This is a genomic window from Microbacterium sp. AC215 (genome assembly GCF_979258645.1).
Window position 1 is genome coordinate 982,766 of sequence record NZ_OZ409869.1, and the last position, 25,774, is coordinate 1,008,539.

General features: G+C 69.0%; 22 protein-coding genes and 1 pseudogene. 11 read left to right on the top strand and 12 right to left on the bottom strand.

What is annotated here, in order from left to right; genetic code table 11:
* Window positions 1–28: 28 nt before the first annotated feature.
* The 5 genes and pseudogenes from ACZZZF_RS05055 to ACZZZF_RS05075 all read left to right on the top strand — a co-directional run bounded on the left by ACZZZF_RS05055 (window position 29) and on the right by ACZZZF_RS05075 (window position 4,954).
* The gene (locus tag ACZZZF_RS05055) at window positions 29–1,549 is read left to right on the top strand and encodes an ABC transporter substrate-binding protein (protein WP_463497371.1); all 1,521 of its coding nucleotides are present in this window, start codon (window positions 29–31) and stop codon (window positions 1,547–1,549) included.
* Between the two features lie 13 nt (window positions 1,550–1,562).
* A complete protein-coding gene (locus tag ACZZZF_RS05060; protein WP_053095696.1) occupies window positions 1,563–2,510 on the top strand; it encodes an ABC transporter permease in 948 nt (315 codons plus the stop codon).
* Window positions 2,510–3,375: pseudogene (locus ACZZZF_RS05065) on the top strand (ABC transporter permease). The gene ACZZZF_RS05060 and the pseudogene ACZZZF_RS05065 overlap by 1 nt, the downstream one beginning before the upstream one ends.
* Window positions 3,372–4,163 carry an ATP-binding cassette domain-containing protein gene (locus ACZZZF_RS05070; protein ID WP_463497373.1) on the top strand — a complete coding sequence of 264 codons (792 nt, stop codon included), beginning with the start codon at window positions 3,372–3,374 and terminating at the stop codon, window positions 4,161–4,163. Before ACZZZF_RS05065 ends, ACZZZF_RS05070 begins: the two are co-directional and overlap by 4 nt.
* Window positions 4,160–4,954 (top strand): ABC transporter ATP-binding protein, encoded by a 795-nt coding sequence (locus tag ACZZZF_RS05075; protein WP_187249456.1) that lies wholly within the window; start codon window positions 4,160–4,162, stop codon window positions 4,952–4,954. Before ACZZZF_RS05070 ends, ACZZZF_RS05075 begins: the two co-directional genes overlap by 4 nt.
* Before the next feature lie 9 nt (window positions 4,955–4,963).
* On the opposite strand, the gene ACZZZF_RS05080 is transcribed toward ACZZZF_RS05075, so the two are convergent.
* The 4 genes from ACZZZF_RS05080 to ACZZZF_RS05095 are packed head-to-tail and all read right to left on the bottom strand — an operon-like array spanning window position 4,964 to window position 8,061.
* Entirely contained in the window at window positions 4,964–5,581 is a 618-nt protein-coding gene (locus tag ACZZZF_RS05080; RefSeq protein WP_320487976.1) for a GNAT family N-acetyltransferase, read from the bottom strand.
* Window positions 5,582–5,585: 4 nt separating this feature from the next.
* Window positions 5,586–6,296 carry a uracil-DNA glycosylase gene (locus ACZZZF_RS05085; protein WP_053095692.1) on the bottom strand — a complete coding sequence of 237 codons (711 nt, stop codon included), beginning with the start codon at window positions 6,294–6,296 and terminating at the stop codon, window positions 5,586–5,588.
* Window positions 6,297–6,298: 2 nt separating this feature from the next.
* Window positions 6,299–7,081 carry an SDR family oxidoreductase gene (locus tag ACZZZF_RS05090; RefSeq protein WP_463497376.1) on the bottom strand — a complete coding sequence of 261 codons (783 nt, stop codon included), beginning with the start codon at window positions 7,079–7,081 and terminating at the stop codon, window positions 6,299–6,301.
* Window positions 7,075–8,061, bottom strand: a complete 987-nt coding sequence (locus tag ACZZZF_RS05095; RefSeq protein ID WP_463497378.1) for a DMT family transporter — start codon at window positions 8,059–8,061, stop codon at window positions 7,075–7,077. The genes ACZZZF_RS05090 and ACZZZF_RS05095 overlap by 7 nt, the downstream gene beginning before the upstream one ends.
* Window positions 8,062–8,095: 34 nt before the next feature.
* Between ACZZZF_RS05095 and ACZZZF_RS05100 the strand changes: the two genes are divergently transcribed.
* The 4 genes from ACZZZF_RS05100 (at window position 8,096) to metX (ending at window position 12,499) form a co-directional block, all read left to right on the top strand.
* Window positions 8,096–8,686: a TetR/AcrR family transcriptional regulator gene (locus ACZZZF_RS05100; protein WP_463497380.1), complete on the top strand. Its 591-nt coding sequence runs from the start codon at window positions 8,096–8,098 to the stop codon at window positions 8,684–8,686.
* A gap of 143 nt (window positions 8,687–8,829) precedes the next feature.
* Window positions 8,830–10,152 (top strand): bifunctional o-acetylhomoserine/o-acetylserine sulfhydrylase, encoded by a 1,323-nt coding sequence (locus tag ACZZZF_RS05105; protein WP_056278296.1) that lies wholly within the window; start codon window positions 8,830–8,832, stop codon window positions 10,150–10,152.
* A 209-nt stretch (window positions 10,153–10,361) separates the two neighbouring features.
* Window positions 10,362–11,207, top strand: a complete 846-nt coding sequence (locus ACZZZF_RS05110; protein ID WP_463499917.1) for an endonuclease/exonuclease/phosphatase family protein — start codon at window positions 10,362–10,364, stop codon at window positions 11,205–11,207.
* Between the two features lie 83 nt (window positions 11,208–11,290).
* Window positions 11,291–12,499, top strand: a complete 1,209-nt coding sequence (gene metX / locus ACZZZF_RS05115) for a homoserine O-acetyltransferase MetX (protein WP_463497382.1) — start codon at window positions 11,291–11,293, stop codon at window positions 12,497–12,499.
* Here the strand turns inward: metX and ACZZZF_RS05120 are convergent.
* Genes ACZZZF_RS05120 through ACZZZF_RS05140 form a run of 5 tightly spaced genes read right to left on the bottom strand, consistent with a single transcriptional unit; the run spans window position 12,496 to window position 16,771 of the window.
* Window positions 12,496–13,104, bottom strand: coding sequence for an NUDIX hydrolase (locus ACZZZF_RS05120; protein ID WP_463497385.1), 609 nt, complete (start codon window positions 13,102–13,104; stop codon window positions 12,496–12,498). The two genes, metX and ACZZZF_RS05120, sit on opposite strands and share 4 nt — an antisense overlap.
* A 28-nt stretch (window positions 13,105–13,132) precedes the next feature.
* The gene (locus tag ACZZZF_RS05125; RefSeq protein WP_463497388.1) at window positions 13,133–14,353 is read right to left on the bottom strand and encodes an MFS transporter; all 1,221 of its coding nucleotides are present in this window, start codon (window positions 14,351–14,353) and stop codon (window positions 13,133–13,135) included.
* A 9-nt stretch (window positions 14,354–14,362) separates the two neighbouring features.
* Window positions 14,363–14,695 (bottom strand): thiamine-binding protein, encoded by a 333-nt coding sequence (locus ACZZZF_RS05130; protein ID WP_463497391.1) that lies wholly within the window; start codon window positions 14,693–14,695, stop codon window positions 14,363–14,365.
* A 4-nt stretch (window positions 14,696–14,699) separates the two neighbouring features.
* A complete protein-coding gene (locus ACZZZF_RS05135; RefSeq protein WP_463497394.1) occupies window positions 14,700–15,938 on the bottom strand; it encodes a hypothetical protein in 1,239 nt (412 codons plus the stop codon).
* Window positions 15,935–16,771, bottom strand: a complete 837-nt coding sequence (locus ACZZZF_RS05140; RefSeq protein ID WP_295105615.1) for an NAD(P)H-hydrate dehydratase — start codon at window positions 16,769–16,771, stop codon at window positions 15,935–15,937. The genes ACZZZF_RS05135 and ACZZZF_RS05140 overlap by 4 nt, the downstream gene beginning before the upstream one ends.
* A gap of 56 nt (window positions 16,772–16,827) precedes the next feature.
* On the opposite strand from ACZZZF_RS05140, the gene ACZZZF_RS05145 reads away from it, so the two are divergent.
* Window positions 16,828–17,895 (top strand): NADH:flavin oxidoreductase/NADH oxidase, encoded by a 1,068-nt coding sequence (locus tag ACZZZF_RS05145; RefSeq protein WP_053095683.1) that lies wholly within the window; start codon window positions 16,828–16,830, stop codon window positions 17,893–17,895.
* A gap of 60 nt (window positions 17,896–17,955) precedes the next feature.
* Here the strand turns inward: ACZZZF_RS05145 and ACZZZF_RS05150 are convergent, their stop codons facing one another.
* From ACZZZF_RS05150 to guaB1, 3 genes are all read right to left on the bottom strand, one after another.
* Entirely contained in the window at window positions 17,956–19,017 is a 1,062-nt protein-coding gene (locus ACZZZF_RS05150) for a hemolysin family protein (protein ID WP_053095682.1), read from the bottom strand.
* Complete coding sequence (locus ACZZZF_RS05155) at window positions 19,014–20,330, bottom strand: hemolysin family protein (protein ID WP_053095681.1); 1,317 nt, start codon at window positions 20,328–20,330, stop codon at window positions 19,014–19,016. The genes ACZZZF_RS05150 and ACZZZF_RS05155 overlap by 4 nt, the downstream gene beginning before the upstream one ends.
* A 114-nt stretch (window positions 20,331–20,444) precedes the next feature.
* Window positions 20,445–21,899: a GMP reductase gene (gene guaB1 / locus ACZZZF_RS05160; RefSeq protein ID WP_053095680.1), complete on the bottom strand. Its 1,455-nt coding sequence runs from the start codon at window positions 21,897–21,899 to the stop codon at window positions 20,445–20,447.
* A 159-nt stretch (window positions 21,900–22,058) separates the two neighbouring features.
* Between guaB1 and ACZZZF_RS05165 the strand changes: the two genes are divergently transcribed.
* Window positions 22,059–25,742, top strand: coding sequence for a multifunctional oxoglutarate decarboxylase/oxoglutarate dehydrogenase thiamine pyrophosphate-binding subunit/dihydrolipoyllysine-residue succinyltransferase subunit (locus tag ACZZZF_RS05165; RefSeq protein WP_072591063.1), 3,684 nt, complete (start codon window positions 22,059–22,061; stop codon window positions 25,740–25,742).
* Window positions 25,743–25,774: the final 32 nt, after the last annotated feature.

A 25,774-nucleotide genomic window follows, 5' to 3' on the forward strand; every position in this document is an offset into this window, starting at 1 on the left:
CAACTGCCGCACCGAGAGGAAACAACCCATGTTCCGACGTACGCGACGACTCGCGCTGATCTCCGCCATCGCGGCGAGCGCCATCGTCCTCACCGCCTGCGCAGGTGCCGCAGAGCCCGAGACCACTGAGCCCGTCGGAGAGCCCGATCCCGACGCGACGCTCCAGGTGGGGCTCGTCCTCGAACCCACCAATCTCGACATCCGTCACACCAGCGGCGCCGCCCTCGAGCAGATCCTCATCGACAACATCTACGAGGGTCTGATCAGCCGGACGCAGGAGAACGAGATCGTGCCCCGCCTCGCCTCGGACTACGAGGTCTCCGACGACGGACTCACTTACACGTTCACCCTCAACGAGGGCATCACGTTCCACAGCGGAACCGCACTCACCTCCGCCGACGTGGTCGCCTCGTACGAGGCCGTCCGCACGGACGCGACGCTGCAGGGCAACGCCGAGTTCGCCTCGGTGGCCTCTATCACCGCCCCGGACCCCGCGACGGTGCAGATCGTGCTCACGGAGCCGAACCAGAACTTCCTGTTCTCGCTCACCGGGCCTGCGGGTCTCGTCTTCCAGACGGGCGACGCGACCGACCTCAAGACCGCCGAGAACGGAACCGGCCCCTTCACCCTGACTCGGTGGAACAAGGGCAGCGCCATCACCTTCGCCCGCAACGACGCCTATTGGGGCGAACCGGCGGGAGTCGCCGAGGTCGAGTTCCAGTACATCCCCGACTTCACCGCCGGAGTGAACACCGCTCTCGACGGCGGGGTCCAGGTTCTCACAGCCGTCGACCCGAATCTCGCCCCGCAGCTCGAGGATTCCGGCGACTTCGCCCTCACGACCGGGCGCACCACCGACAAGGCCACGCTCGCGTTCAACAACGCCAAGGCGCCTCTCGACGACGTCCGGGTACGCGAGGCACTCCGCCTCGCGATCGATCACGAGGCTCTCGTCGAGGCCGTCGGTGCGGGATCCACCCTGTACGGACCGATCCCTGAGCTGGACCCCGGTTACGAGGACCTCTCCGATGTCGTCTCCTACGACCCGGAGAAGGCGAAGGAGTTGCTTGCAGAAGCCGGCCAGGAGGATCTCGAGCTCACCCTGACGATCCCCAGCTTCTACGGAACGACGGTCCCCAAGGTGCTCATCTCGGACTTCCAGAAGGTCGGCGTCACCCTCGATGTCGACTCCGTCGAGTTCCCGGCCTGGTTGGAGGACGTCTACACCAACCACGACTACGACCTCAGCTTCGTGCTGCACGTCGAGCCGCGCGACTTCGGCAACTTCGCGAACCCCGACTACTACTTCGGCTACGACAACGCCGAGGTGCAGGGCCTGTACACCGAGGCGCTGGCCGAGGTCGATCCCGACAAGTCCGCGGACCTGCTCGCCGAAGCCGCGCGCATCGTGTCCGAGGACCACGCGGCGGACTGGCTGTACAACGGTGCGACCATCACGGCCGTCAGCCCGCTCGTGACCGGCTTCCCCGAGGACTCGATCAACTCCCGCATCAACCTGGCCGGGGTGACCGTGGCCACCGAGAAGTGATGACGCGCACGTCGTGATCCGCTACGCGCTCGTTCGAGGAGCCCTGCTCATCGCAGGGCTCCTCGTCTCGAGTGCGGTGATCTTCCTGACCCTCAGGGTCTTCCCCGGCGATGTCGCACAGCTGATCGCGGGCACGCAGGCCTCCCCCGACGAGGTGGAGGCCCTTCGCGAATCCCTCGGTCTGAACCGTCCTCTCCCCGCGCAGTACGCGGAGTGGATCGGCGGGATATTCCGCGGCGATCTCGGCACGTCGCTCCTGTCGGGCGCCTCGGTCGGCGAGGAGCTGCTCGAGAAGGCGCAGGTCACGGTCCCGCTCGGCATCCTCTCCCTGCTCATCGCCGTCCTCATCGCCGTGCCATTCGGCATTCTGGCCGCGCTTCGTCGTGGCGGTCGCGGAGGCACGGCGCTGAGCGTGGGCGCGCAGGCTCTCGCCGCGGTGCCCGTCGTCTGGGCGGGCATGATGCTCATCGTCGTCTTCTCGGTCTGGCTCGGCTGGCTTCCCCCGCAGGGCTTCCCCCGCACCGGGTGGAGCACGCCCTGGCGAGCGATCGAATCGCTGCTGCTGCCCGCTCTCACGATCGGCATCGTCGAGGGCGCGATGCTCATGAGATTCGTGCGCAGTGCGACCCTGCAGGCTGCGGGACAGGACTTCGTCCGCACCGCCGCCGCCAAGGGACTCACCCGCACGCGCGCACTCATCTCCCACGGCATACCGGCAGTCGGACTCTCGATCATCACTGTCCTCGGACTGCAGGTCGCGGGCATCATCGTCGGCTCGGTCGTCATCGAGCAGCTGTTCACCCTCCCGGGTATCGGGCGGATGCTCGTGGCCGACGTCGGAACGCGCGACCTCGTCAAGGTGCAGAGCGAGCTGCTCGTGCTCACCGGTTTCGTGCTCGTGGTGGGCTTCCTCGTCGATCTGGTCCATCGTGCGATCGATCCTCGGCAGAGGGAGGCCTGATGTCCGGTTGGCTGTCGAGACTGTGGCGGACCGCGACCGGGCGATTCGGTCTGATCGTCGTCGCCATCGTCGCTCTCACCGCGCTCGTCTCGCTGTTCTGGACGCCGTTCGACCCGCAGGAGTCCGATCTGGCGGCTCGCTGGGGTGCCCCGGCTGGCCGCATCTGCTCGGCACCGACGACACCGGGCGCGACATCCTCAGTCTGCTCATGGCGGGCTCTCGGACGACGGTGTTCGTGAGCATCGGCGCCGGGCTCGTCGCCACGGTCGTCGGCATCGCCCTGGCCGCGCTCGGCGCGCTCACGGCACGGTGGCTGCGTGAGACGGTGGCCGTGCTCGTCGACATCCTGATCGCCTTCCCCGTGCTGCTCATCGCGATGATGATCTCGTCGGTCTGGGGCGGCTCGCTCTGGGTGGTGATCTGGTCGGTGGGCATCGGCTTCGGCGTCAACATCGCTCGCGTCACCCGACCAGAGCTGCGCCGCGTGCAGCAGAGCGACTTCGTCCTCGCCGCGCGGGCCTCCGGCCTGACGACCGGTCAGAGCCTCGCGCGCCACCTGCTGCCCAACGTCGCGCCCGTGTTCATCGTGCAGCTGTCGTGGTCGATGGCGGTCGCCGTGCTCGCCGAAGCGGGACTGTCGTACCTGGGCTTCGGCGCGTCGGTGGTGGAGCCGAGCTGGGGGCTGCTGCTCGCCGATCTCCAGCGCTACATCGGCGTGCATCCCCTCTCGGTCATCTGGCCGGGCCTCGCGATCACGATCACGGTGCTCGCTCTCAACCTCCTGGGCGACGGCCTGCGCGAGGCCACCGATCCCACGCTGCGCCATCGCGCCGCCGAGATCCACACGCCGGCGGTGATCGCATGAGTCTCGAAGTGACCGACCTCGTCGTCCGCATCGACGGACGGCCGGTGGTCGACGGCGTCTCGTTCGAGGTGCCGGACGGATCGCGCCTGGGCCTGATCGGCGAATCCGGATCCGGCAAGTCCTTGACCGCCCTGGCCGTTCTCGGGCTCCTTCCCGACGGCGCGACCGCGAGCGGCAGCATCCGCTGGAACGGCACTGAGCTGATCGGAATGCCGGATCGCGAGCTCGCACGCCTGCGCGGTGACGAGATCGGGATCGTCTTCCAGGAGCCGCGCACCGCTCTGAACCCGATCCGCACGGCCGGCAGGCAGATCGCCGAGTCGATCCGCATCCACGAGGGCATCGGTCGACGAGAGGCCCGAGAGCGAGCGATCCAGGAGGCGGCTCGCGTGCGCCTGCCCGACCCGACGTCGATCGTCGATCGGTATCCGCACCAGCTGTCCGGCGGTCAGAGGCAGCGGGTGGCGATCGCGATGGCGCTCGCGTGCCGACCGCGTCTGCTCATCGCCGATGAGCCGACGACCGCTCTCGACGTCACGATCCAAGCCGAGATCCTCGCTCTGCTGTTGAACCTCGTCGAGGAGCAGGGCATGTCACTCGTGTTCATCACCCACGATCTCGCCGTCCTCGCTCAGGTCGCGACCGAGGGCGTGGTTCTCGAAGACGGCCACGTGGTCGAGGCGGCTCCCGTGAGCACGCTCCTCACCGCCCCGACGTCGCCGATCACCCAGGGGCTGCTCCGCGACGCGACCGCGACCCTGTGGCGGCCCGAGGGAGGCACGCGATGAGCCTGATCGAGGCGCGGTCTCTGCGGCGTGACTTCGTGATCCCCAAGCGCTCCGCCTTCGAGCCGACGCGCAGGCAGACAGCCTTGGCACCGACCGACCTCGACATCGTCGAGGGGTCGTCCGTCGGGATCATCGGCGAATCCGGGTCGGGGAAATCGACGCTCGTCAGACTGCTGCTCGGACTCGACCGTCCGACGTCCGGCACCGTCACCGTCGACGGAAGAGCCGTGGATGCCGCGGCATCCGCCCGCTCGCTGCACTGGCTGCGCCGTCAGACCGGGCTCGTGTTCCAGGACCCGTACGCATCGCTGGACCCTCGCATGACCGCCGCCCAGATCATCCGCGAGCCCCTCTGGGCGCTCGGCATCGAGGGAGACCACCGCGCGCGCGTGCGCGACGTGCTCGAGCAGGTCGGCCTCGAACCCGAGATGGGCGACCGCTACCCGCACGAGTTCTCGGGAGGGCAGCGGCAGCGGATCGCGTTGGCCCGCGCCATCGTGCATCGACCCCGCATCCTCGTCGGAGACGAGCCCCTGTCGGCGCTCGACGTGACCGTGCGAGCTCAGATCCTCGAGCTCCTGATCGAGCTGCGACGCAGCGCCGACCTGACGCTCGTCCTGGTGTCGCACGACATCGGCGTGGTGCAGAACCTGTGCGACACGGTGGTCGTGATGAAGGACGGCGCCGTCGTCGAGCGAGGACCCACCGCAGACGTGCTGCTGCGCCCGACGCAGGACTACACGAAGGCGCTCCTCGCCGCGATCCCCGTGATCCCCGCTCCCCCGTCGTGAGCAGGGTCGTCAGCGCGTCGAGCTCGTGCTGAAGAACTTCCGCCGACGGCTGGGACGCAGCGCGCGGCGCATGTAGACGGTCCCGAGGTCGCGGCCGAACTTGTGCCCGACTCGGCCCATCCGTCCGGCCTCGACGAAGCCGAGCTTCGCGTGGAGCCGAATCGAGGCGTCGGCCTTCGTGTCGCTGATCACGGCCACCATCTCGCGGATGCCGAGCTGTTCGCAGGCGTCGATGAGTGCCTGCAGCAGCGCAGCTCCGAGCCCCTTGCCGCCGGCTCCCGGACCGAGGTAGATCGAGTCCTCGACCGTGTACCGGTACGCGTTCTTGCCCGCCCACGGCTGCGCCAGCGCGTACCCGATCACGACCCCCGCCGGCGAGACCGCCACCAGGAAGGGCAGGCCGAGCTTGCTCAGCAGCGCGAACTTCTCACGCCAGTAGGGGATGCTGCTGCGCCGCTCATCGAGAGTGACCACCGAATTGCTGACGAAATGGTTGTAGATCTCGCGCACGTACGGGAGGTCGCCCGAACGTGCGGGGCGGATCGAGTACGAGAACACGTCGGGTTCGGGCTGCGGGCGCAGATGGCGCGGCAGCACACGGCGGCGATCACCGGGCTCGAACTGCATGCGATCAGCTTAGAGGGGGCGCTTCGCCGACGCGCCAGTCGATCGGACTCGCACCGAGTCCGTCGAGCAGCTCGTTCGCTCGCGAGAACGGCCGAGAGCCGAAGAATCCGCGCCGTGCGGAGAGCGGAGACGGGTGCGCCGAGGCGATCACGGGGGTCTCGCCGAGGAGGGGCTGCAGATTCGCCGCGTCCTTGCCCCACAGGATCGCGACGAGCGGCTGGTCCCGCGCGACGAGTGCGCGGATCGCGAGCTCGGTCACCTGCTCCCATCCCCAGCGGCGATGGGAGCCGGCCTCGCCGGGCCGCACGGTCAGCACCCTGTTGAGCAGCAGGACCCCCTGGTCGCTCCACGCGGACAGATCTCCGTGCGGGGCGGGCGGGATGCCGAGATCGCTCTCGAGTTCCCGGTAGATGTTCCCCAGGCTGCGCGGCAGCGGCCGCACGTCATGGTCGACGGCGAACGACAGCCCGATCGGGTGCCCGGGAGTCGGATACGGGTCCTGACCGGTGATGAGCACCTTGACGTCGGACATCGGGCGTTCGAAGGCGCGCAGCACGTGATCGCCCGCGGGAAGATAACCGCGTCCTGCGGCCTGCTCCTCCCGCAGCCGCTCCCCGAGGGCGGTGATCGTCTGCTGAACCGGAGCGAGTGCGTCCGCCCATTCGGGGTCCATGAGACCGTCGCCGGCGAGCTCGGCGAGAGTGCGCGCGGTCATCCTCAGTCGATCGGCCGCACGCGCAGCGGTCCGCGGGCGAGAAGATGGTTGGCCGACTGCGCGACGGGTCGCATCGTGACGAGGTCGAGATTCACGTGAGCGGGCGCGTCGAGGGCATAGGCGATCACGTCGGCGACGTCCTCGGCGCGCAGCGGCGCCTCGACGCCCGAATACACGGCCTCTGCCGCGACCGCGTCTCCGCCCAGACGGTTGAGCGTGAACTCCTCGGTGTGCACCATTCCGGGAGCGATCTCGGACACGCGGATCGGCTCGCCGTTCAACTCGAGACGGAGGGCGTGCACGAGCATGGCCTGCGCGGCCTTGGCGGCGTTGTAGCCTCCGCCGCCCGGGTAGGCCACCTGGGCGGCCGTCGAGGTCACGAACACGGTGTCCGCGTGACCGTCCGCGGCGGCTGCCCGACGAAGCAGAGGCAGGAGCCCCGCCACCAGACGCTGGCTCGACAGCACGTTCGCGTCGTACATCCACTGCCAGTCGTCGATCGACGCGTTCTCGATGCGATCCGTGCCTCGCGCTCCGCCCGCGACCTGCACGAGAGCGTGCACGGGTCCCGAATCCTCGAGCTCCGAGACCAGCGCTGCGACGGCTTCCGGGTTCGTCAGGTCGCACGCGACCGTCGACGCCCCGGTCTCCGCCGAGAGCGCCTCCAGTCGGGACGCCCGTCGTGCGACTCCCACGACCCCCCAGCCGCGGGCGCGCAGCGCGCGCACCGTCGCCTGTCCGATACCCGAACTCGCACCCGTCACCACTGCACGCCTGTTCACCATTCCTCCACCGTACGATGTTCCGGCCGCGAAAGCCGCTGCGCATCGTCGGGTCGTCTCGACGCGCCGCGTCGGGAGTCGACGCGCGCCGACCGGACCTCGGAGACGAGGACGAGTGCGACCCCGGCTCCGCACAGGGCGAGTCCGGCGATCGTGAGGATCGTCAGAGGCTCCCCCAGCAGGATGGTTCCGGCCAGTGACGTCGTCGGCGCGATCAGGAAGAGCAGCGCCTGCAGGGCGGTGATGCCGATGCGCTTCAGCAGCCACCAGTACAGACCGTAGGCGGCGAGCGTCGGAGCGGCCGCGGTCAGCACCACGGCGAGCCAGAACGATCCGGAGGCGGGCGGAACCAGCGTCCCCGTCACCGCCGCGATCACCACGAGCAGCGCCGCCGTCACCGTCACGTGGACGGTCAGCGTCACGAGCACGCCGGTCTGCACCCCGGTCTTCCGCTGCAGCAGGGTGCCGACGATGAGGCACACCATGGCGACGGCCGGCAGCGCATAGGCCGCAGGTGGAGCCTCGGTGGCGCCGAGCTGCGACTGGACGACGAGCAGCACTCCGATCGCGCCCACTCCGAGCCCGACCCATTGAGCTCCGCGCACACGCAGACCGAGGATGGGCCCGACGAGCACAGCCACCACCAGGGGCTGCACCGCGTCGATGAGAGCCACGGTGCCGGTGGCGATGCCTGCGGCGACGGCACCGTAGACCGCGATGCAGTAGCCGAACTGCGCGAAGATCCCTATCGAAGCCTGGATCCGGAGCTCACGTCGGTGCATCCCCGTCGCCGCTCCTGAGACGACGACAAGCACGAGCAGCGCGACGGCCAGGGGTGCGAACCGCCACACGAGGAGCGTCAGGGGCGAGACCTCGACGGTGGCGAACGCCGGGATGATGAACCCCGAGCTCCAGGTCACGACGAATGCGGTCGCGGCGGTCGCCGTCGTCACGACCCGAAGTACACCGATCTGTTTACTCATGATGCCGACTATACAGACTGGTATAGTCGTCCGCATGACCTCGTCCGTTCCCGAACTCGTCCCGCTCACGCCCGGAGGGCGGCGCGTTCTCGACGCCGCATCCCGACTGTTCTACGAGCGAGGCATCCACGCGGTCGGGGTCGACACGATCGCCGAGGCGGCCGGAGTCACGAAGAAGACGCTCTACGACCGCTTCGGGTCGAAGGAGGCGCTGGTCGTCTCCTACCTCCAGCACCGGGATGCGCGGTGGCGCGACCACGTCGCCGGCCAGCTCGCCCGGGTGCCCGATCCCGGCGCCGACCGTGTGCTCGCGGTCTTCGACGCCGCGATCTCCTGGTCCGACGAGAACAGCCCGAAGGGATGCAGCGCGATCAACGCTCGAGCCGAGATCGGCGAGGGCAACGACGACCACCCGGTGTTCCCCGAGGTGTCTCGCCAGAAGGCCTGGCTCCTCGATCTGTTCGAGGAGCTCTGCGGCGAAGCGGGGATCACCGATCCGCAGGCGATGGCACAGGCGATGATGCTGCTGTACGAGGGCGCGATCGTCACGGTCGGGATGACGACGTTCGCCGAGCCGTTCGCGATCGCTCGCACGTGGGCGGCGAGGCTGCTCGGCCGGCCCTGAACCCGCACGCGCAGCGGCACCGGGATCCGGCCGGCGTTCATTACGTCACATTTCCTACCCACTGTTGACAACTTCCGATATTCCGTACTGTCGCATCAACGACATCAGTCGAATCGACCTTCCAACAGTTCCAGGGGGAACACATGTCCGCACCCGAGACCTGGCGTTTCGAGACAAAGCAGATCCACTCCGGCGCTGCTCCCGACCCCGTGACCAAGGCCCGCGCCACTCCGATCTACCAGACCACGTCCTACGTGTTCGACAGCGCGGATCACGCCGCGAACCTGTTCGCCCTGGCGGAGTTCGGCAACATCTACACCCGCATCCAGAACCCGACGCAGGACGTCCTGGAGCAGCGCCTCGCGGCGCTCGAGGGGGGCACCGGAGCCCTCGTCCTCGCCAGCGGTCAGGCGGCGTCGACGTTCGCTGTGCTGAACATCGCGCAGGCCGGTGACCACATCGTCTCGTCCAGCTCGATCTACGGCGGCACGTACAACCTGTTCAAGTACACGCTCGCCAAGCTCGGCATCGAGGTCACGTTCGTCGAGAACCAGGACGACCCCGAAGAGTGGCGCCGCGCGCTGCGACCGAACACCAAGCTCTTCTTCGCGGAGACCATCGGCAACCCGCAGATCAACATCCTCGACATCCGCACCGTCGCCGACGTGGCGCACGAGGGCGGCGTCCCGCTGATCGTCGACAACACGATCGCGACTCCGTACCTGATCCGCCCGTTCGAGCACGGCGCCGACATCGTCGTGCACTCGGTCACCAAGTTCCTCGGCGGCCACGGCACCACCATCGGCGGCGCGATCATCGACGGCGGCACCTTCGAGTGGTCGAAGAACGTCGAGCGCTTCCCCGGCCTCACCGAGCCCGACCCGTCGTACCACGGCGCGAGCTACACCGCCGCGGTCGGCGACCCGCTCGCCTACATCATCAAGGCCCGGGTGCAGCTGCTCCGCGACCTCGGCTCGGCCATCGCGCCGCAGAGCGCCTGGAACCTCATCCAGGGCATCGAGACGCTGTCGCTGCGCATCGAGCGTCACGTGCAGAACGCCCAGGAGATCGCCGAGTGGCTCGACAGCCGGGACGACGTGGCATCCGTCAACTACTCTGGCCTGCCCTCGTCTCCCTGGTACGCCAAGGCGAACCAGTACGCACCCAAGGGCGTCGGTGCGGTGCTGTCGTTCGAGCTCAAGGGCGGCGTCGAAGCCGGTCGCGAGTTCGTCAACAGCCTGTCGCTGTTCAGCCACCTCGCGAACATCGGCGACGTGCGCTCTCTCGTCATCCACCCGGCGTCGACCACCCACGCGCAGCTCACGCCCGAGCAGCAGCTCACGGCCGGCGTCACCCCCGGCCTCGTGCGACTGTCGGTGGGCATCGAGAACATCGACGACCTCAAGGCAGACCTCGACGAGGCACTCGCCGCGGCTCGCCGCGTGTCGGAGGCCGCTCGCGCCTGACCGCCATCACGCAGAGCAAGTGCCCCGGGCTTCGGCTCGGGGCACTTCTCGTCCCCGGCTCGTTCGGCCCGTGCACAGGCGGCGCGGACGACAATGAGAACCCACCCGAGGAGCTCACGATCGCCGCCACGACGCATCCGCCGACCCGCCGACGCACGCACGTACCCGCAGGGCGAGCCATCGCCGTCGTCGCACTGGTCGTGCTGGTCATGATCGTGTGCGTCTGGGTCCCGGGCGTGGTGGGAACCGCGGCCGCTGCGCTTCTCCCCTGGTGCGGTCTCGCGCTCGGAGTGCTGGCGGTGGTCGCCCTCCTCCTCGCCCGCCGTGTCCTCCTGGTGCTGCTCGTGCCTATCGTCGCGTGGATGATGGCGATCGCTCCGTCTGCTCCGGGCTTCGCATCGGGCAGCGCCGACGAATCGCCCGGCGTGCGGATAGTCAGCCAGAACGTGCGCGCCCACTCCGGTGGCGCGGCGGAATCCGCGACGGACCTCGCTGGCTCCGGCGCCGAGGTCATCGCCCTCACCGAGCTCGACGCCGACAGCCTCGCGGCGGCACGCGACACGCTCGCCGCCGACTACCCGCACTCGTATGCCGTCGGCACGGTCGCCGTGTGGAGCCGCCTGCCGATCACGGATGCGCAGGCGCTGTCGCTCGGACTCGACTGGAAGCGCGCACTGCGTGTGGTCGTGAATGCGCCGGACGGCGACGTGGCCGTCTACGTCATGCACGCGGCGTCGGTCCGCCCGGGCGTGCAGAGCGAGCGGGACGCGATGCTGTCCGGCATCGCCGATGCCGTCGCCGCCGATTCATCGGGGTCGGTCGTCGTCGTCGGCGACTTCAACGCCGCCTCTGCAGATCCTGCCCTGGGCGCCATCCGATCTCAGCTCGACTGGGTCAGGCCGACCGACGGCGCCCTCGGGTTCACGTGGCCCGCCGCACTCCCGCTCGCCAGGATCGATCATGTCTTCACGCGCGGCCTGACCGTGCTCGGTTCGACGACCATGCGGGCAGGCAGCAGCGACCACCTGGCGACGGTCACCACCCTCGCGTTCTGAGCGATCCGACGACGCATCCGTCCGCGGCGCACCGGGCGCGTAACCTGCGGCCGGCGCGTCGCGCGTCAGGCGAGAATGGAAGCATGGACTGGCAGACGACCTCTGAGGACACGGTGCCGTCGGCGCCCGTGACGGAGGCCGACGTGCGCCTGCTTCGCGCGCGACCTCCCGCCACCGGCGCCTGGCGCGACGGGGACCCGGCCGGCGGACGGCGTTTCGCCTCGTTCGGCGCTTTCCCGACCGAGAGCGGCGCCGAGCTCCCGGGCTTCCGCCTCGCGTTCGAGACCTGGGGCGAGCTGAACGACGACCGGGACAACGCGGTCCTCGTCCTGCATGCGCTCACCGGCGACAGTCACGTGCGCGGCGCCGCCGGGGCGGGACACCCGACCGCCGGCTGGTGGGAGGACATCACCGGCCCCGGAGCACCGCTCGACACCGACCGCTGGTTCGTCATCGCACCCAACATGCTCGGCGGCTGCCAGGGATCCACCGGCCCGGCCAGCATCGCCCCCTCCGGATACGAGTGGGCCTCGCGCTTCCCCTACCTGACGATCCGCGACCAGGTCGCCGCGCAGGTACGCCTCGCCGACTCGCTGGGCATCGACACCTGGGCCGCGGTGATCGGCGGCTCCATGGGCGGGATGCACGCGCTCGAATGGGCGGTCTCGCACCCCGAGCGTGTCGCTCGCCTCGCCGTGCTGTCATCGCCTCCGGTCACGACAGCCGATCAGATCGCCCTGAACACGGTGCAGCTCGAGACCATCCGGATGGATCCCCGGTTCCTGGGCGGCGAGTACTACGATCTGGCCGACGGCGACGGCCCGCACCGCGGACTGGCGCTCGCCCGTCGCATGGCACTGCTCAACTATCGCAGTCCGATCGAGCTCAACCAGCGGTTCCAGCGCTCGTGGCAGTCAGGGGTGTCGCCTCTCGGCCATGGCGGACGTTTCGCGGTCGAGTCGTACCTGGACTTCCACGGCAACAAGTTCACCCGCCGTTTCGACGCGAACAGCTACATCACCCTCGTCGAGGCGATGAACTCGCACGACGTCGGCCGCGATCGCGGCGGGGTCGAAGAGGCGCTGCGCGCCGTGACGGCGACGACGCTCGTCCTGGGCATCGACAGCGACCGCCTCTTCCCCGTCGACGGCCAGCACCGCATCTCCCGCAGCATCCCGAACACCCTCGACGGCACCGAGGCCGTGGTGCTGAACAGCGATTTCGGGCATGACGGCTTCCTCATCGAGACCGAGGCGGTCGGCAGCAACCTGCGGCGGCTGCTCGCGAGCTAGATCGGATCGATCGTCCACGGCAGGGATCCGGTGCGCAGCCGTAGGCCCTCCCACTCGAAGTCGGTGCCCTGTGGCGACTGGACCACTCGGGTCGCGAAGTGCTGCGCCTCGCCAGCCGACGCGAGAGCGTCCTCGGCCGTGTCGAACCGGCTGAGCTGATGCAGGGTGACCCAGGTCGGCGGGAAGAGCGTCCACTCCCCCGTCGCATGCCTCGACAGAGCTTCGGCAGGGCTCAGCCAGACCGCGTCGACGACCTCGTCGGGCGAGAACCGCAGGTCCCCTCGCGGCGCTCCGGCGAGGAAGAACCACGTCCGGATGCGGATCGGCGCCTCGGCCGGCGGCTGCCAGCGGGACAGCAGCACCGGATCGGCGATCGTCAGGCCGACCTCCTCGCGCGTCTCACGGATCGCCGCTCGACGCGCGTCGTCGCTCTCCTCCGCCCCCGCGCGGCGGTCGGACGGCTCCACCTTGCCGCCCGGGAACACCCACGCACCGGCGAACGAACCGCGATCCGGCCGGCGCATCAGCAGCACAGCGAAGCCGTCGGGTGTCGAGCGCAGCAGCACGGCCGTCCCGGCGACGGGCAGATGGTCGAGATCGGTCACAGCCTCACTCTATGAGGCGCAATGCCGCTCAGGCCTGAACGAGGACGGGCTTGCGCGCCTCTGTGCGATACGACAGCAACGCGATCACGAGGCCCGCGACGGCGAGGGCCGCCCCGGTCCACGACGGCGCGACGAAGCCCCATCCGGCCGCGATCACCATGCCGCCGAGGAACGCGCCGAGGCTGTTGCCGATGTTGAGCGCAGAGTGGTTCATCGCCGCGGCGATCGACTGATTGTCTCCGGCGACATCCATCAACCGCGTCTGGATCGTCGGGCTGAGCACCGAGGACACGAAGCCCACGACGAATACGAGGATGGCGAGGCTGACGATCCAGAATGCGAGCACGGCGAGGAGTGCGAACACGAGCGCCATCGCTGCGAGTCCGAAGAGCAGCGTGCGTCGCAGGTCGATGTCGGCGAGATGCCCGCCGACGAGGTTGCCGGCGGTCATGCCCAATCCCATCAGCACCAGCACGATCGGCACCGCCCACTCGGGAGAGCCCGCCACCTCGGTCACCAGGGGCGCGATGTAGCTGTAGACCGCGAAGAAGCCGCCGAACCCGATCGCACCGACGCCGAGCGTGAACCAGACCTGCGGGATGCGGAACACGCCGAGCTCCTCGCGCATGGTCCGGCCGGGAGAGCCGGGATGCTCGGGCACGAAGAAGATGATGCAGACGGTCGCGAGGGCGAAGACGAGGGTCACGACCGCGAAGGCTGCCCGCCACCCCCAGAGCTGACCGAGGAAGGTCCCGAACGGCACCCCGACCACGTTCGCCACCGTCAATCCGGTGAGGATGAAGGCGACGCCCTTGGCTCGGTTGCCCGGCCCCATCACGTCAGCCGCGACCAGCGCGCCGATGCCGAAGTAAGCGCCGTGAGGCAGCCCCGCGAGGAATCGCGAGGCACCGACGAGTTCGAAGGTCGGGAGGAAGACCGTGAGCGCGTTGAACAGGGTCAGCGCCAGAGCCAGCCCGATCATCACGCGATGCCGCGGGTAGCGCGCGACGAAGCCGGCGATCGTGGGAGCTCCGACGACGACGCCGAGAGCGTAGAGCGAGATCAGCCAGCCGGCCTGGCTCAGCGCGTCTTCGGGGCTGCTGGCCCACAGCGTGGGCAGCAGCTCGTCAGCGATGTTGGGCAGCAGGCCCATGACGACGAACTCGGTCATGCCGATGCCGAAGCTGCCGATGGCGAGCGAGAGGAGCGCCCACTTCGCCGCACCCCTCGATTCAGTCGAGGGATTCACCCGTCGAGTCTACGGGGTGTCCGAGTCGTCGATCGCCGCTTCGAGCCGCTCGATCTTCGCATCGAGCTCCCCCTCGTACCCGGGTCGGATGTCAGCCTTGAGCACCAGCGAGACCCGCGACCCGAACGGCATCACGGCGTCGGTCGCGCGCTTGACGACGTCCATCACCGAGTCCCAGTCCGGTCCCTCGATCTCCGTGAACATGCTGGTCGTGCGGTGCGGCAGTCCCGACTCGCGCACGACCCGCACGGCGGCGGCGACCGCGTCGTGGACCGACGCGTCTGAGCGCTCCGATCCGTCGGAGGGTGAGCCGCTCGGCGCGACGGAGAAGGCGATCAGCATGGGTTCACTCCCGGGTGGTGGACGGATTGCGGGCGGGCACACGGACGACGGCGCGGATGCCGACGGCGAGGAGCACGATGAGGAGGACGTTCCGCGCGGTCAGGATGACGATGGGCAGCAGCTCCGCGCGCAGCAGCGCGTCGTAGCTGAGCGGGTAGACCAGGCACGTGAGGGCACAGAGCGCGAGCACGAGCACGGCGGGCCAGACGGCTCGTGCGCGGTCGAAGACGAACCACAGGATGACCGGAGCGATCAGCCACGTCTGGAACTGCGGCGAGCCCACCTTGTTCATCACGATCAGGGTCGTGACGAGACTCAGCGCGAGAGGAGGCAACAGCCGCGCCGACGATGCGCCCCGCGCAGCCTTGAGTCCCCCGACGACCATCACGACGACCACGAGGACCGCCATCAGCGGTGTGAGCACCGCACTGACCGCGTCCGCACCCTGAGCACTGATCTGGAAGGTCAGGATGTCGAAGCTGTACTCGATGCGAGCGGCACCCGAGATCGCGAGCCAGAGGAACGGGGTCGCCGCGACGGCTTCGATCTGGAGGCCCCGCCCGGTCTGCTCCGTCAGGAATCCGAAGATCTCGGTGTCGGCTCCGAGCAGGAACAGCAGCGAGATGACGACGGCGGACACGGCTGCAGCCGTGAGCAGGACGCGCATCCTGCTCACGAGCGCGACCACGGCGGCGAGCACGAGGGCGGCCGGCCAGATCTTGATCCAGGCGCCGATCGTCAGCAGTGCGGCTGCCGCAGCGGGGCGACGGACCAGCCAGAGCCCGCCGATCACCGCCAGAGGCACGGTGATCGCGTCGATGCGGTACATCGCGATCGGGCCGAGCAGAAGCAGGGCGGCGACCCAGAACCACGCCGCCGCACGCCGCGGCCGAGATGACGCGCGGCCGAGAAGCACCGCGAAGGCGATCGCATCGAGCACCGTCACGAGCGCAGCCCACGCGATCAGATAGGCCTCCGAGGCGCCCACGACGGCGATGAGCGGGGCCGACAGGACCTTGGCGAGCAGCATGGGAACGAGCGCGAGCTGGGGATAGACCCACGACTCGGTGATCCCGACGATCGCTCCTCCCGAGAGCGCGGCGGTCGACCAGGGTCCGTAGACCAGCACCACGTCGCCCATCGGCTGGCTCGGGTACAGCCACCCCATGACCGCGATCGCGATATGCACGGTCGCGAACGCGCTCCACAGCGCGACGAGACGAATCGTCGTGGTGCGGCTCACGCGATGACGTCCGCGATCGCGCGAGGAAGAGCCTCCGCGACATCCAGGGCGACGATCGGATGCCCCTGCGCGCCGCCGATTGCGCCGATGCCCGCAGCGATGCGCCCGGCGTGACCGTGCAGCCAGGCGGCGGCGGCCGCGATCTCCGCAGTCGATGCGTCGACGTCGCCCGCGAGCAGCGCTCCGAGAACACCCCCGAGGACATCACCGGTGCCGGCCGTCGCCAGCCAGCCGGTGCCTGCCTCCACTCGGATGACGCCGCCGTCGGGGTCGGCGATCAGCGTCTGCGCGCCCTTCAGCAGCACGGTCGCGTCGATCTCGCTCGCCACGCGGGCGACCGCGGTCGCCCGATCATCGTCACCGGCGAAGCCGAGCTGAGTCTGCAGCCGCTCGAACTCGCGTCGATGCGGCGTCAGCACGAGCGGCGCGCGGCTCCCGGGCGCGAGATCCAGTGCCCCCGCGTCGACGACCACCGGGACGGAGCCGTCGAGCAGGTCGCGGAGCTCGCGTTCCTCGTCGGAGGTCCTGCTCGCGGCATTCGTCCCCGATCCGATGACCCAGGCGCCGACGCGTGCGCCGGCGGCCCGCGGGCTGACCACCGTCTCGGGGCGGCGCGCGATCACGGCATCCGCCGCTCGTCCCTCACCGATATACCGGACGAATCCTGCTCCGGCACGCCACGCCGCTTCCACGCCGAGCACGGCTGCGCCGGGGTAGTCCGAAGACCCGGTGCGCAGGCCCACGACCCCGCGGGAGTACTTGTCGTCATCCGCGCCCGGCACGCGCAGGAGGCGGGCGGTGTCGTCGCGGGACCAATCGCGTGCGTCGGGCATGACTCCACGTTAGTGCGACGGCCCTCCTCGCCCCAGCCGCACAGTAGCGTCGAGGGGTGAGCATTCTCTTCTCTCCCCTGAGCATCCGTTCCTCCACTTTCCGCAACCGGCTCTGGGTGTCCCCCATGTGCATGTACAGCGCGGTGGACGGCGTCGTGCAGGAGTGGCACCACACTCACCTCGCGCAGTTCGCCTCCGGCGGCGCGGGCCTGATCGTCGCCGAGGCGACCGCTGTCGTGCCGGAAGGTCGCATCTCACCGCGAGACGCCGGGCTCTGGAACGACGAGCAGCGCGACGCCTGGGCGCCGATCGTCGAGGCGATCCACTCGCGCGGTGCCGCTGCGGGCATCCAATTGGCGCACGCCGGCCGCAAGGCGTCGACCTGGTGGCCCTGGGCCGACGAGCGCGGATCCGTGCCCGAGACCGACGGCGGATGGACGACCACGGCCCCGTCCGCGATCGCCTTCGAGGGCTTCGCCGCACCGGTCGCACTCGATGCGGCCGGCATCGACGCCGTCGTGGCGGGATTCGCCGCCGCCACTCGACGGGCGCTCGACGCCGGCTTCGACGTGCTCGAGGTCCACGGCGCACACGGATACCTGCTGCACCAGTTCCTCTCTCCTCTGTCGAACCTGCGGGACGACGAGTACGGCGGATCGCTCGAGAACCGGGCTCGGCTGCTCCTCCGGGTGGTCGACGCGATCCGCGAGGTCGCCGGTGACGATGTGCCGGTGTTCGTCCGCATCTCGGCGACCGATCACGCCGAGGGCGGGTTCACGCCCGAGGAGGCGGCGACGGTGAGCACCTGGGCTACCGAGCACGGGGCCGATCTCATCGACGTCTCCAGCGGCGGGCTCGTCGCGCATCAGCAGATCAGCGTGTTCCCCGGATACCAGGTGCCGCTGGCCGAGTCGGTACGCCAGGGCGGACGCATCCCGGTGTCCGCCGTGGGCCTGATCACCGCTGCCGAACAGGCCGAGCAGGTGCTCGCCGACGGGGCCGCCGACGCGATCTTCGCCGGCCGGGAGTGGCTGCGCGACCCGCACTTCGCGCTCCGCGCCGCGCACGAACTCGGCGCGGACATCACCTGGCCGCCGCAGTACGAGCGCGCGCACTGGCGCTGACCACCACCCACGGCGAAGGCCCCGGTCCGCTCGGACCGAGGCCTTCGTCATGTGTGCGGCTCAGTGGCCGCGGATGCGACGGGTCGCGTCCTGCACCTCGCCCACGAGCTCCTCGAGGATGTCCTCCAGGAAGAGCACGGCGGTCGTGCGCCCCTGGGAGTCGCGCACCTTCGCCAGGTGTCGACCCGCTCGGCGCATCACCGCGAGTGCGTCTTCCAGATCCGTGTCCTCCTGGATCGGCACCATGTGGTTGATGCGCTTCGAGGGCAGCGGCTCGACCAGCTTCGCGGCAGAGCCCGGCCCGTCCGACGCCCGCAGGATGTCCTTCAGGTGGACGTACCCGACCGGCGCACCCTCGTCGTCGACGATCACGTAGCGCGAGAATCCGTACCGGGCGACGGCCTTCTCGATGTCGTCGGGCGTCGTGGACTGCGGAAGGGTCACGAGATCGCTGAGCGGAACAGCCACGTCGCGAGCCTTCTTGTCGGTGAACTCCACGGCGGCCGCGACCGTGCCCGCCGTGTCGGTGAGCACGCCCTCGCGCCGTGACTGGTCGACGATCGTCGCGACCTCGTCGAGTGTGAACGTCGACGCCGCCTCGTTCTTGGGCTCGACCCGGAACAGCCGCAGCACGCCGTTGGCGGCCGCGTTCAGCAGCCAGATCACCGGCATGAAGATCTTCGACACCAGCACGAGCGGCGGCGCGAGGATGAGCACCGCGCGATCCGGCACCGAGAACGCGAGGTTCTTCGGCACCATCTCACCGAACACGACGTGAAGGAACGACACGATGAGCAGGGCGATCGTGAACGACACCGCGTCGACGACGCCGTCCGACCAGCCGATCGCGTGCAGCGGCACAGCGAGCAGATGGTGGATGGCGGGCTCTGAGACGTTCAGGATCAGCAGCGAGCAGATGGTGATGCCCAGCTGCGAGGTCGCGAGCATCAGCGTCGCGTGCTCCATCGCGTAGAGCGCGGTCTTGGCCGAGCGCGACCCGCGGTCGGCCTTCGGCTCGATCTGCGATCGACGCGCGGAGATCACTGCGAACTCTGCGCCCACGAAGAACGCGTTCGCCACCAGCAGCACGACCAGCCAGGCCAGTCCTCCCCAGTCGTTCATCGTCCGACCACCTCTCCCGGCAGATCCGGACTCGGAACGTAGCGGATCCGATCGACGCGGCGACCGTCCATCCGGACGACCTGGAGCGTGCCCGTGTCGAGGGCGACCTCGTCGCCCACCGACGGCACGCGCTCGAGGACGCTCATGACATACCCGCCCACGGTGTCGTACACATCTCCCTCGGGAACCTCCACGCCCGCTCTGCGGCGCAACTCATCGGGCCGCAGCTCCCCGGGGAACGTGATGCCGTCCCGATTGCGGACGACACCGGCGCGCGTGCGGTCGTGCTCGTCGGAGACCTCGCCCACGAGTTCCTCCACGAGGTCCTCCAGCGTGACGAGACCGGCAGTTCCGCCGTACTCGTCGACGACCACCGCCAGCTGATATCCGCGGGCTCTGAGCTCAGAGATGAGCGCATCGACGTGCACGGTCTCCGGCACGCGCAGCGGATCGGTCGAGAGCGCGCCGACAGGGACCTCGCCGCGTCGCTCGCGCGGCACGGAGATCGCGGCCTTGAGGTGAACGACACCCGTGATGTCGTCGAGATCGTCGTCGTACACCGGGAAGCGACTGTGCCCCGTCCGGCGAGCGAGCTGGATGACGTCGTCCGCCGAGTCTCCGACGGCGAGCGCATGCATGCTCGGCCGAGCCGTCATCACATCGGCGGCCGTCAATCGCGAGAACGTCAGGGTGCGGTCGAGCAGGCTGGCGGTGTCGGCTTCGAGCAGCCCGGCGCTCGCCGAACGACGCACGAGAGAGGAGAGCTCTTCTGCGCTGCGGGCGCCCGAGAGCTCCTCCTTCGGCTCGATGCCGATGCTCCGCAGGACCCCGTTCGCGCTGCCGTTGAGCACGACGACGGCGGGCTTGAAGACGGTGGTGAAGGCGACCTGGAACGGGATGACGAGTTTCGCGGTCGCGAGCGGCAGGGCGAGAGCGAAGTTCTTCGGAACGAGCTCGCCGAGGATCATCGACAGCACCGTGGCGACCAGCATGGCGACGATGGTGGCGATCGGGCCGACGGCCGCGTCAGGGATGCTCCACGCGACGAGCGTCGGACCGAGGAGGTTCGAGAGCGCCGGCTCCATCGTGTACCCCGTCAGCAGCGTCGTCAGGGTGATGCCGAGCTGGGCGGACGACAGGTGGGTCGAGGTGTGCTTGAGTGCGCTGATCGTCAGCGACAGGCGGGACTCGCCCCGGGCCTGGCGGGCTTCGAGGTCGGCACGGTCGAGATTGACCAGCGCGAACTCGCTCGCGACGAACAGCCCCGTGCCCACAGTGAGCAGAAGCCCCACGCCCAAGAGGATGTAGTCCATCAGTCGTTCCTCCCGATGTGGAGAGGCAGGCAGTGGGGCGATGTACTACAACTGGGAGGGTCGTCCATGGTGTCCACGATTCTACGGGATGCCGGTGCGACGGAGGACGGACCGCTACCAGCTGACCGGCAGCGCCTTGCCCTCTTCGTATCCGGCCGCGGACTGCAGCCCGACGAGCGCCCTGTCGTGGAACTCGGGCACCGAAGACGCACCGGCATAGGTGAACGACGACCGCACGCCCGAGGTGATCATGTCGAGCAGGTCCTCGAGTCCCGGGCGCAGCGGATCGAGGTAGATCTTCGACGAGGAGATCCCCTCCGCGAACAGCTCCTTCCGTGCGCGCTCATAGGCATCGAGGCGTCCGAATCGGGCCTGCACCGCCTTCGTCGAGGCCATCCCCCAGGATTCCTTGTAGAGACGGCCCTCCGCGTCGCTCTGCAGCTCCCCGGGCGCTTCGATCGTCCCGGCGAACCAGGAGCCGACCATGACGGATGCTGCGCCGGCGGCGAGCGCGAGCGCCACATCACGCGGATATCGCACGCCCCCGTCCGCCCAGACGTGCGCGCCCTGCTCGCGTGCCGCTTCTGCGGTCTCGAGCACGGCGGAGAACTGCGGTCGGCCGACCGCGGTCATCATCCGCGTCGTGCACATGGCACCGGGCCCCACGCCGACCTTGAGGATCGAGGCGCCCGCCTCGACGAGGTCCTTGACGCCGTCGGCGGTGACGATGTTCCCCGCCACGATCGGGATGCCGAGGTCCAGAGCGGCCACGGCGCTCAGCGCACGCAGCATCCCCTCCTGGTGCCCGTGCGCCGTGTCGACCACGAGCACGTCGACGCCTGCGGCCGCCAGTGCCTTCGCCTTGGCGGCGACGTCTCCGTTGATGCCGACCGCCGCCGCGACGGCGAGACGGCCGTCGCGGTCCAGGGCCGGCCGATACAGCGTCGAGCGCAGAGCACTGCGCGCGCTGAGGGTGCCCACGAGATGTCCGTGGTGCGTGATCGTGACCATGTCGACGCCCGCGTCGGTGATCACGTCGAACGCATGACGCTCGGATCCGATGTCGTCGGCGTCGAGCGACGGTGTGCCGACGTGCACGAGATCGCCCAGCTGCGCATCGGGCAGCGCGGTCGCCAGCCGTGTCGCGGGCAGGACGCCGAGGATCCTCTCCGCATCGTGCGGTGCCTCTCCCGTGGCGACGACGATGCCGTGCCCGGCGGTGGCCGGCATCAGACGAAGGGCATCCGCCACCGACGCCTCGGGCGGCAGCACGATCGGCGTGTCCCACAGCACCGGCTGCGCCTTGACATCGCGGATCGCGGCGTCCAGCCCCTGCAGGGGCATGTCCTGCGGAAGCACTCCGAGCCCGCCCCGCCGTGCGAGCACCGCGGCGAGCCGAGGACCGGTGACGGAATTCATGTTCGAGGCCACGATCGGGAGCGTCGCGGGAGTCCCGTCCTGCGGCGCCAGATCGACCTGCAGACGACTCGTGACAGCCGATCGTCGCGGCACGAGGAACACGTCGGAATAGGTCAGATCGACTGCGGGTGACTCACCGGAGAACTCCATACCCCCACGGTACTCAGATAGCGCCGCCGAGGGCGCATGCCTTCGACGAATGCCCGAGGAAACACGTTAGGCTTGGAAGTCGAGAGTGTGCGGGCCCGGACGCATCACGCGTCCTGGTGTGCATATATGGACTTCAGCGATGAAAGAGGGCGATCGAGCGTGTCGAACCAGGTGACCGGCGTCGGGGGCGACGGGGGGTTCGGAGCCAATTCCTGGCTCGTGGAAGAGCTCTACGAGCAGTACAAGGTGAACCGCGACTCCGTCGACAAGGAGTGGTGGCCGATCCTCGAGAAGTACCAGTCGGATGCCGCGACCGGCAGCGCGGTCCCCGCAGCCGCCACGGAGCAGCCGGCTCACCCCGTGACCGCGCCCATCCCGGTCATCGGCGCACAGCCCGTCGCACGGACCACGACCAAGCCCGCCGCTGCAGCCCCGATCCCCGCGCAGGCTCCGAAGCCCGCAGCCAAGGCCGAGGCGCCCGAGTCAGCCGAGCCCGTCGAAGAGGACAAGGTCACGCCCCTCCGCGGTCTGCCCAAGACCCTCGCCGCGAACATGGACGAGTCGCTGACGGTTCCGACCGCGACGAGCGTGCGCACGGTGCCCGCGAAGCTGATGATCGACAACCGGATCGTCATCAACAACCACATGGCGCGCACGCGCGGCGGCAAGATCAGCTTCACCCACCTCATCGGCTGGGCGCTGATCCGCACGCTCGACGAGTTCCGCAGCCAGAACGTCTTCTACGCCGAGATCGACGGCAAGCCCTCGGTCGTGGCTCCGGCTCACGTGAACCTCGGCATCGCGATCGATCTGCCCAAGCCCGACGGCACGCGCGCTCTGATGGTCCCCAGCATCAAGCGCGCCGACACGCTGACCTTCAGCGAGTACCTCGTCGCCTACGAAGACCTCGTGACGCGCGCCCGCAACAACAAGCTGACGGCGGCCGACTTCCAGGGCACCACGGTCTCACTCACCAACCCCGGCGGCATCGGCACCGTGCACTCCGTGCCTCGACTGATGAAAGGGCAGGGCTGCATCATCGGCGCCGGTGCCCTCGAGTACCCGGCCGAGTTCCAGGGAGCGAGCGAGAAGACGCTCAACGAGCTGGCGATCGGCAAGACGATCACGTTGACGAGCACCTATGACCACCGCGTCATCCAGGGCGCCGGCTCCGGCGAGTTCCTGAAGAAGGTCCACGAGCTCCTGATCGGACAGCGCGGCTTCTACGACGACATCTTCGCCGCTCTGCGCATCCCGTACTCCCCCATCCGCTGGAACCCCGACATCGCGGTGGATCTCGCCGAGCGCGTCGACAAGCAGTCCCGCGTGCAGGAGCTCATCAACTCGTTCCGCGTGCGCGGTCACCTGATGGCCGACATCGATCCGCTCGAGTACGTCCAGCGCTCGCACCCCGACCTCGAGATCGAGAGCCACGGGCTCACCTTCTGGGATCTCGACCGCGAGTTCGTGACGGGCGGGTTCGGTGGCCGTCGGGTCGCCAAGCTGCGCGACATCCTCGGCGTCCTTCGCGACTCGTACTGCCGCACGCTCGGCATCGAGTACATGCACATCCAGGACCCCGAGCAGCGCCGCTGGTTCCAGGAGAAGGTCGAGGTCAAGTACCAGAAGCCCGGCCACGACGAGCAGCTGCGGGTTCTCCGCAAGCTCAACGAGGCCGAGGCGTTCGAGACCTTCCTGCAGACCAAGTTCGTCGGTCAGAAGCGGTTCTCGCTCGAGGGCGGCGAGTCTCTCGTCCCGCTGCTCGACGAGATCCTCCAGGGTGCGGCCACATCCGGACTCGAGGGCGCCGCGATCGGCATGGCGCACCGCGGCCGTCTGAACGTGCTGACGAACATCGCGGGCAAGACCTACGGTCACGTGTTCCAGGAGTTCGAGGGCACGCAGACCCCCGGCAACCAGCGCGGCTCGGGCGATGTGAAGTACCACCTGGGCACCGAGGGAACGTTCGTCGCCGATGACGGCTCCGAGCTCCCGGTGTATCTGGCCGCGAACCCGTCTCACCTCGAGACGGTCGACGGAGTCCTCGAGGGCATCGTGCGCGCCAAGCAGGACCGCAAGCCGATCGGCACGTTCGCCTGGCTGCCGATCCTCGTGCACGGCGACGCGGCGTTCGCCGGTCAGGGCGTGGTGGTCGAGACGCTGCAGATGTCTCAGCTGCGCGGGTATCGCACCGGCGGCACGATCCACGTGGTGGTCAACAACCAGGTCGGCTTCACGACCCTCCCGAACGACTCGCGTTCCTCGGTGTACTCGACCGATGTCGCGAAGACCATCCAGGCACCCGTGTTCCACGTGAACGGCGACGACCCCGAGGCTGTGATCCACGTCGCGCAGCTCGCGTTCGAATACCGCGAGCGGTTCCACCGCGACGTCGTCATCGACCTCGTCTGCTACCGCCGCCGTGGTCACAACGAGGGAGACGACCCCTCGATGACGCAGCCGCTGATGACCGACCTGATCCAGGCGAAGCGATCGGTGCGCAAGCTGTACACGGAGTCGCTCGTCGGTCGTGGCGACATCACCGAAGAGGAGTACGACGAGGCCAAGGCCGACTTCCAGAACCGTCTGGAGATCGCGTTCGCCGAGACGCACGCCGCCGAGACCGGCGCCAACCCGGTCGCGCAGGATCTGCCGCCGGTCGACGAGCAGGTCGGCGCTCCGGAGATCACCGGAGTCTCGAACGAGGTCATCCAGCTCATCGGCGACGCGTTCGTGAACAAGCCCGAGGGCTTCACCGTGCACCCCAAGCTGCAGCAGCAGCTCGAGAAGCGTCTCGACATGAGCCGCAACGGCAACATCGACTGGGGCTTCGGCGAGCTTCTCGCCTTCGGTTCGCTCCTCGTCGAGGGAACGCCCGTGCGGCTCGCCGGGCAGGACTCGCGCCGCGGCACGTTCGTGCAGCGTCACGCGACTCTGCACGACCGCGCGAACGGCCAGGAGTGGCTGCCGCTGTCGAACCTCTCCGAGTCCCAGGGCCGCTTCTTCGTCTACGACTCGCTCCTCAGCGAGTATGCGGCGCTCGGCTTCGAGTACGGCTACTCCGTCGAGGCTCCCGAGGCCCTCGTGCTGTGGGAGGCCCAGTTCGGCGACTTCGTCAACGGCGCTCAGTCGGTCATCGACGAGTACATCTCGGCTGCGGAGCAGAAGTGGGGACAGCAGTCCAGCGTCACGCTGCTCCTCCCCCACGGCTACGAGGGTCAGGGGCCGGACCACTCCTCCTCGCGCATCGAGCGGTTCCTGCAGATGTGCGCGCAGGACAACATGATCGTCGCGCGCCCCTCGACGCCCGCGTCGTACTTCCACCTGCTGCGCCGCCAGGCCTACGCGCGTCCGCGCAAGCCGCTCATCGTCTTCACCCCGAAGGCCATGCTGCGTCTGCGTGGGGCGACGAGCCCGGTCGAGGCCTTCACGCAGGGCCGTTTCGAGCCGGTTCTCGACGACAACCGGGGCCTCGATCGCAATGCCGTGAAGCGCGTCCTCGTGCACTCCGGCAAGGTGCACTGGGATCTCAAGGCCGAACTCGAGAAGAACCCGAACCCCGAGATCGCGCTGGTCAGGCTCGAGCAGCTCTACCCGACCCCGATCGACGGACTGAAGGCCATCACCGATTCGTACCCGAACGCCGAGCTGGTGTGGGTGCAGGAGGAGCCGGAGAACCAGGGAGCCTGGCCGTTCCTGGCACTCGCCTTCGCCGATGTCCCGGGTGACCGCAGCTTCCGTCCGGTATCGCGTCCGGCTTCGGCATCGCCCGCGACGGGCTCGTCGAAGGTGCACGCGGCCGAGCAGGCGAAGCTGCTGCGGGATGCCCTCACGCTCGGCTGATACCCGGCAGACATGAAAGGGGCGCCTCGACT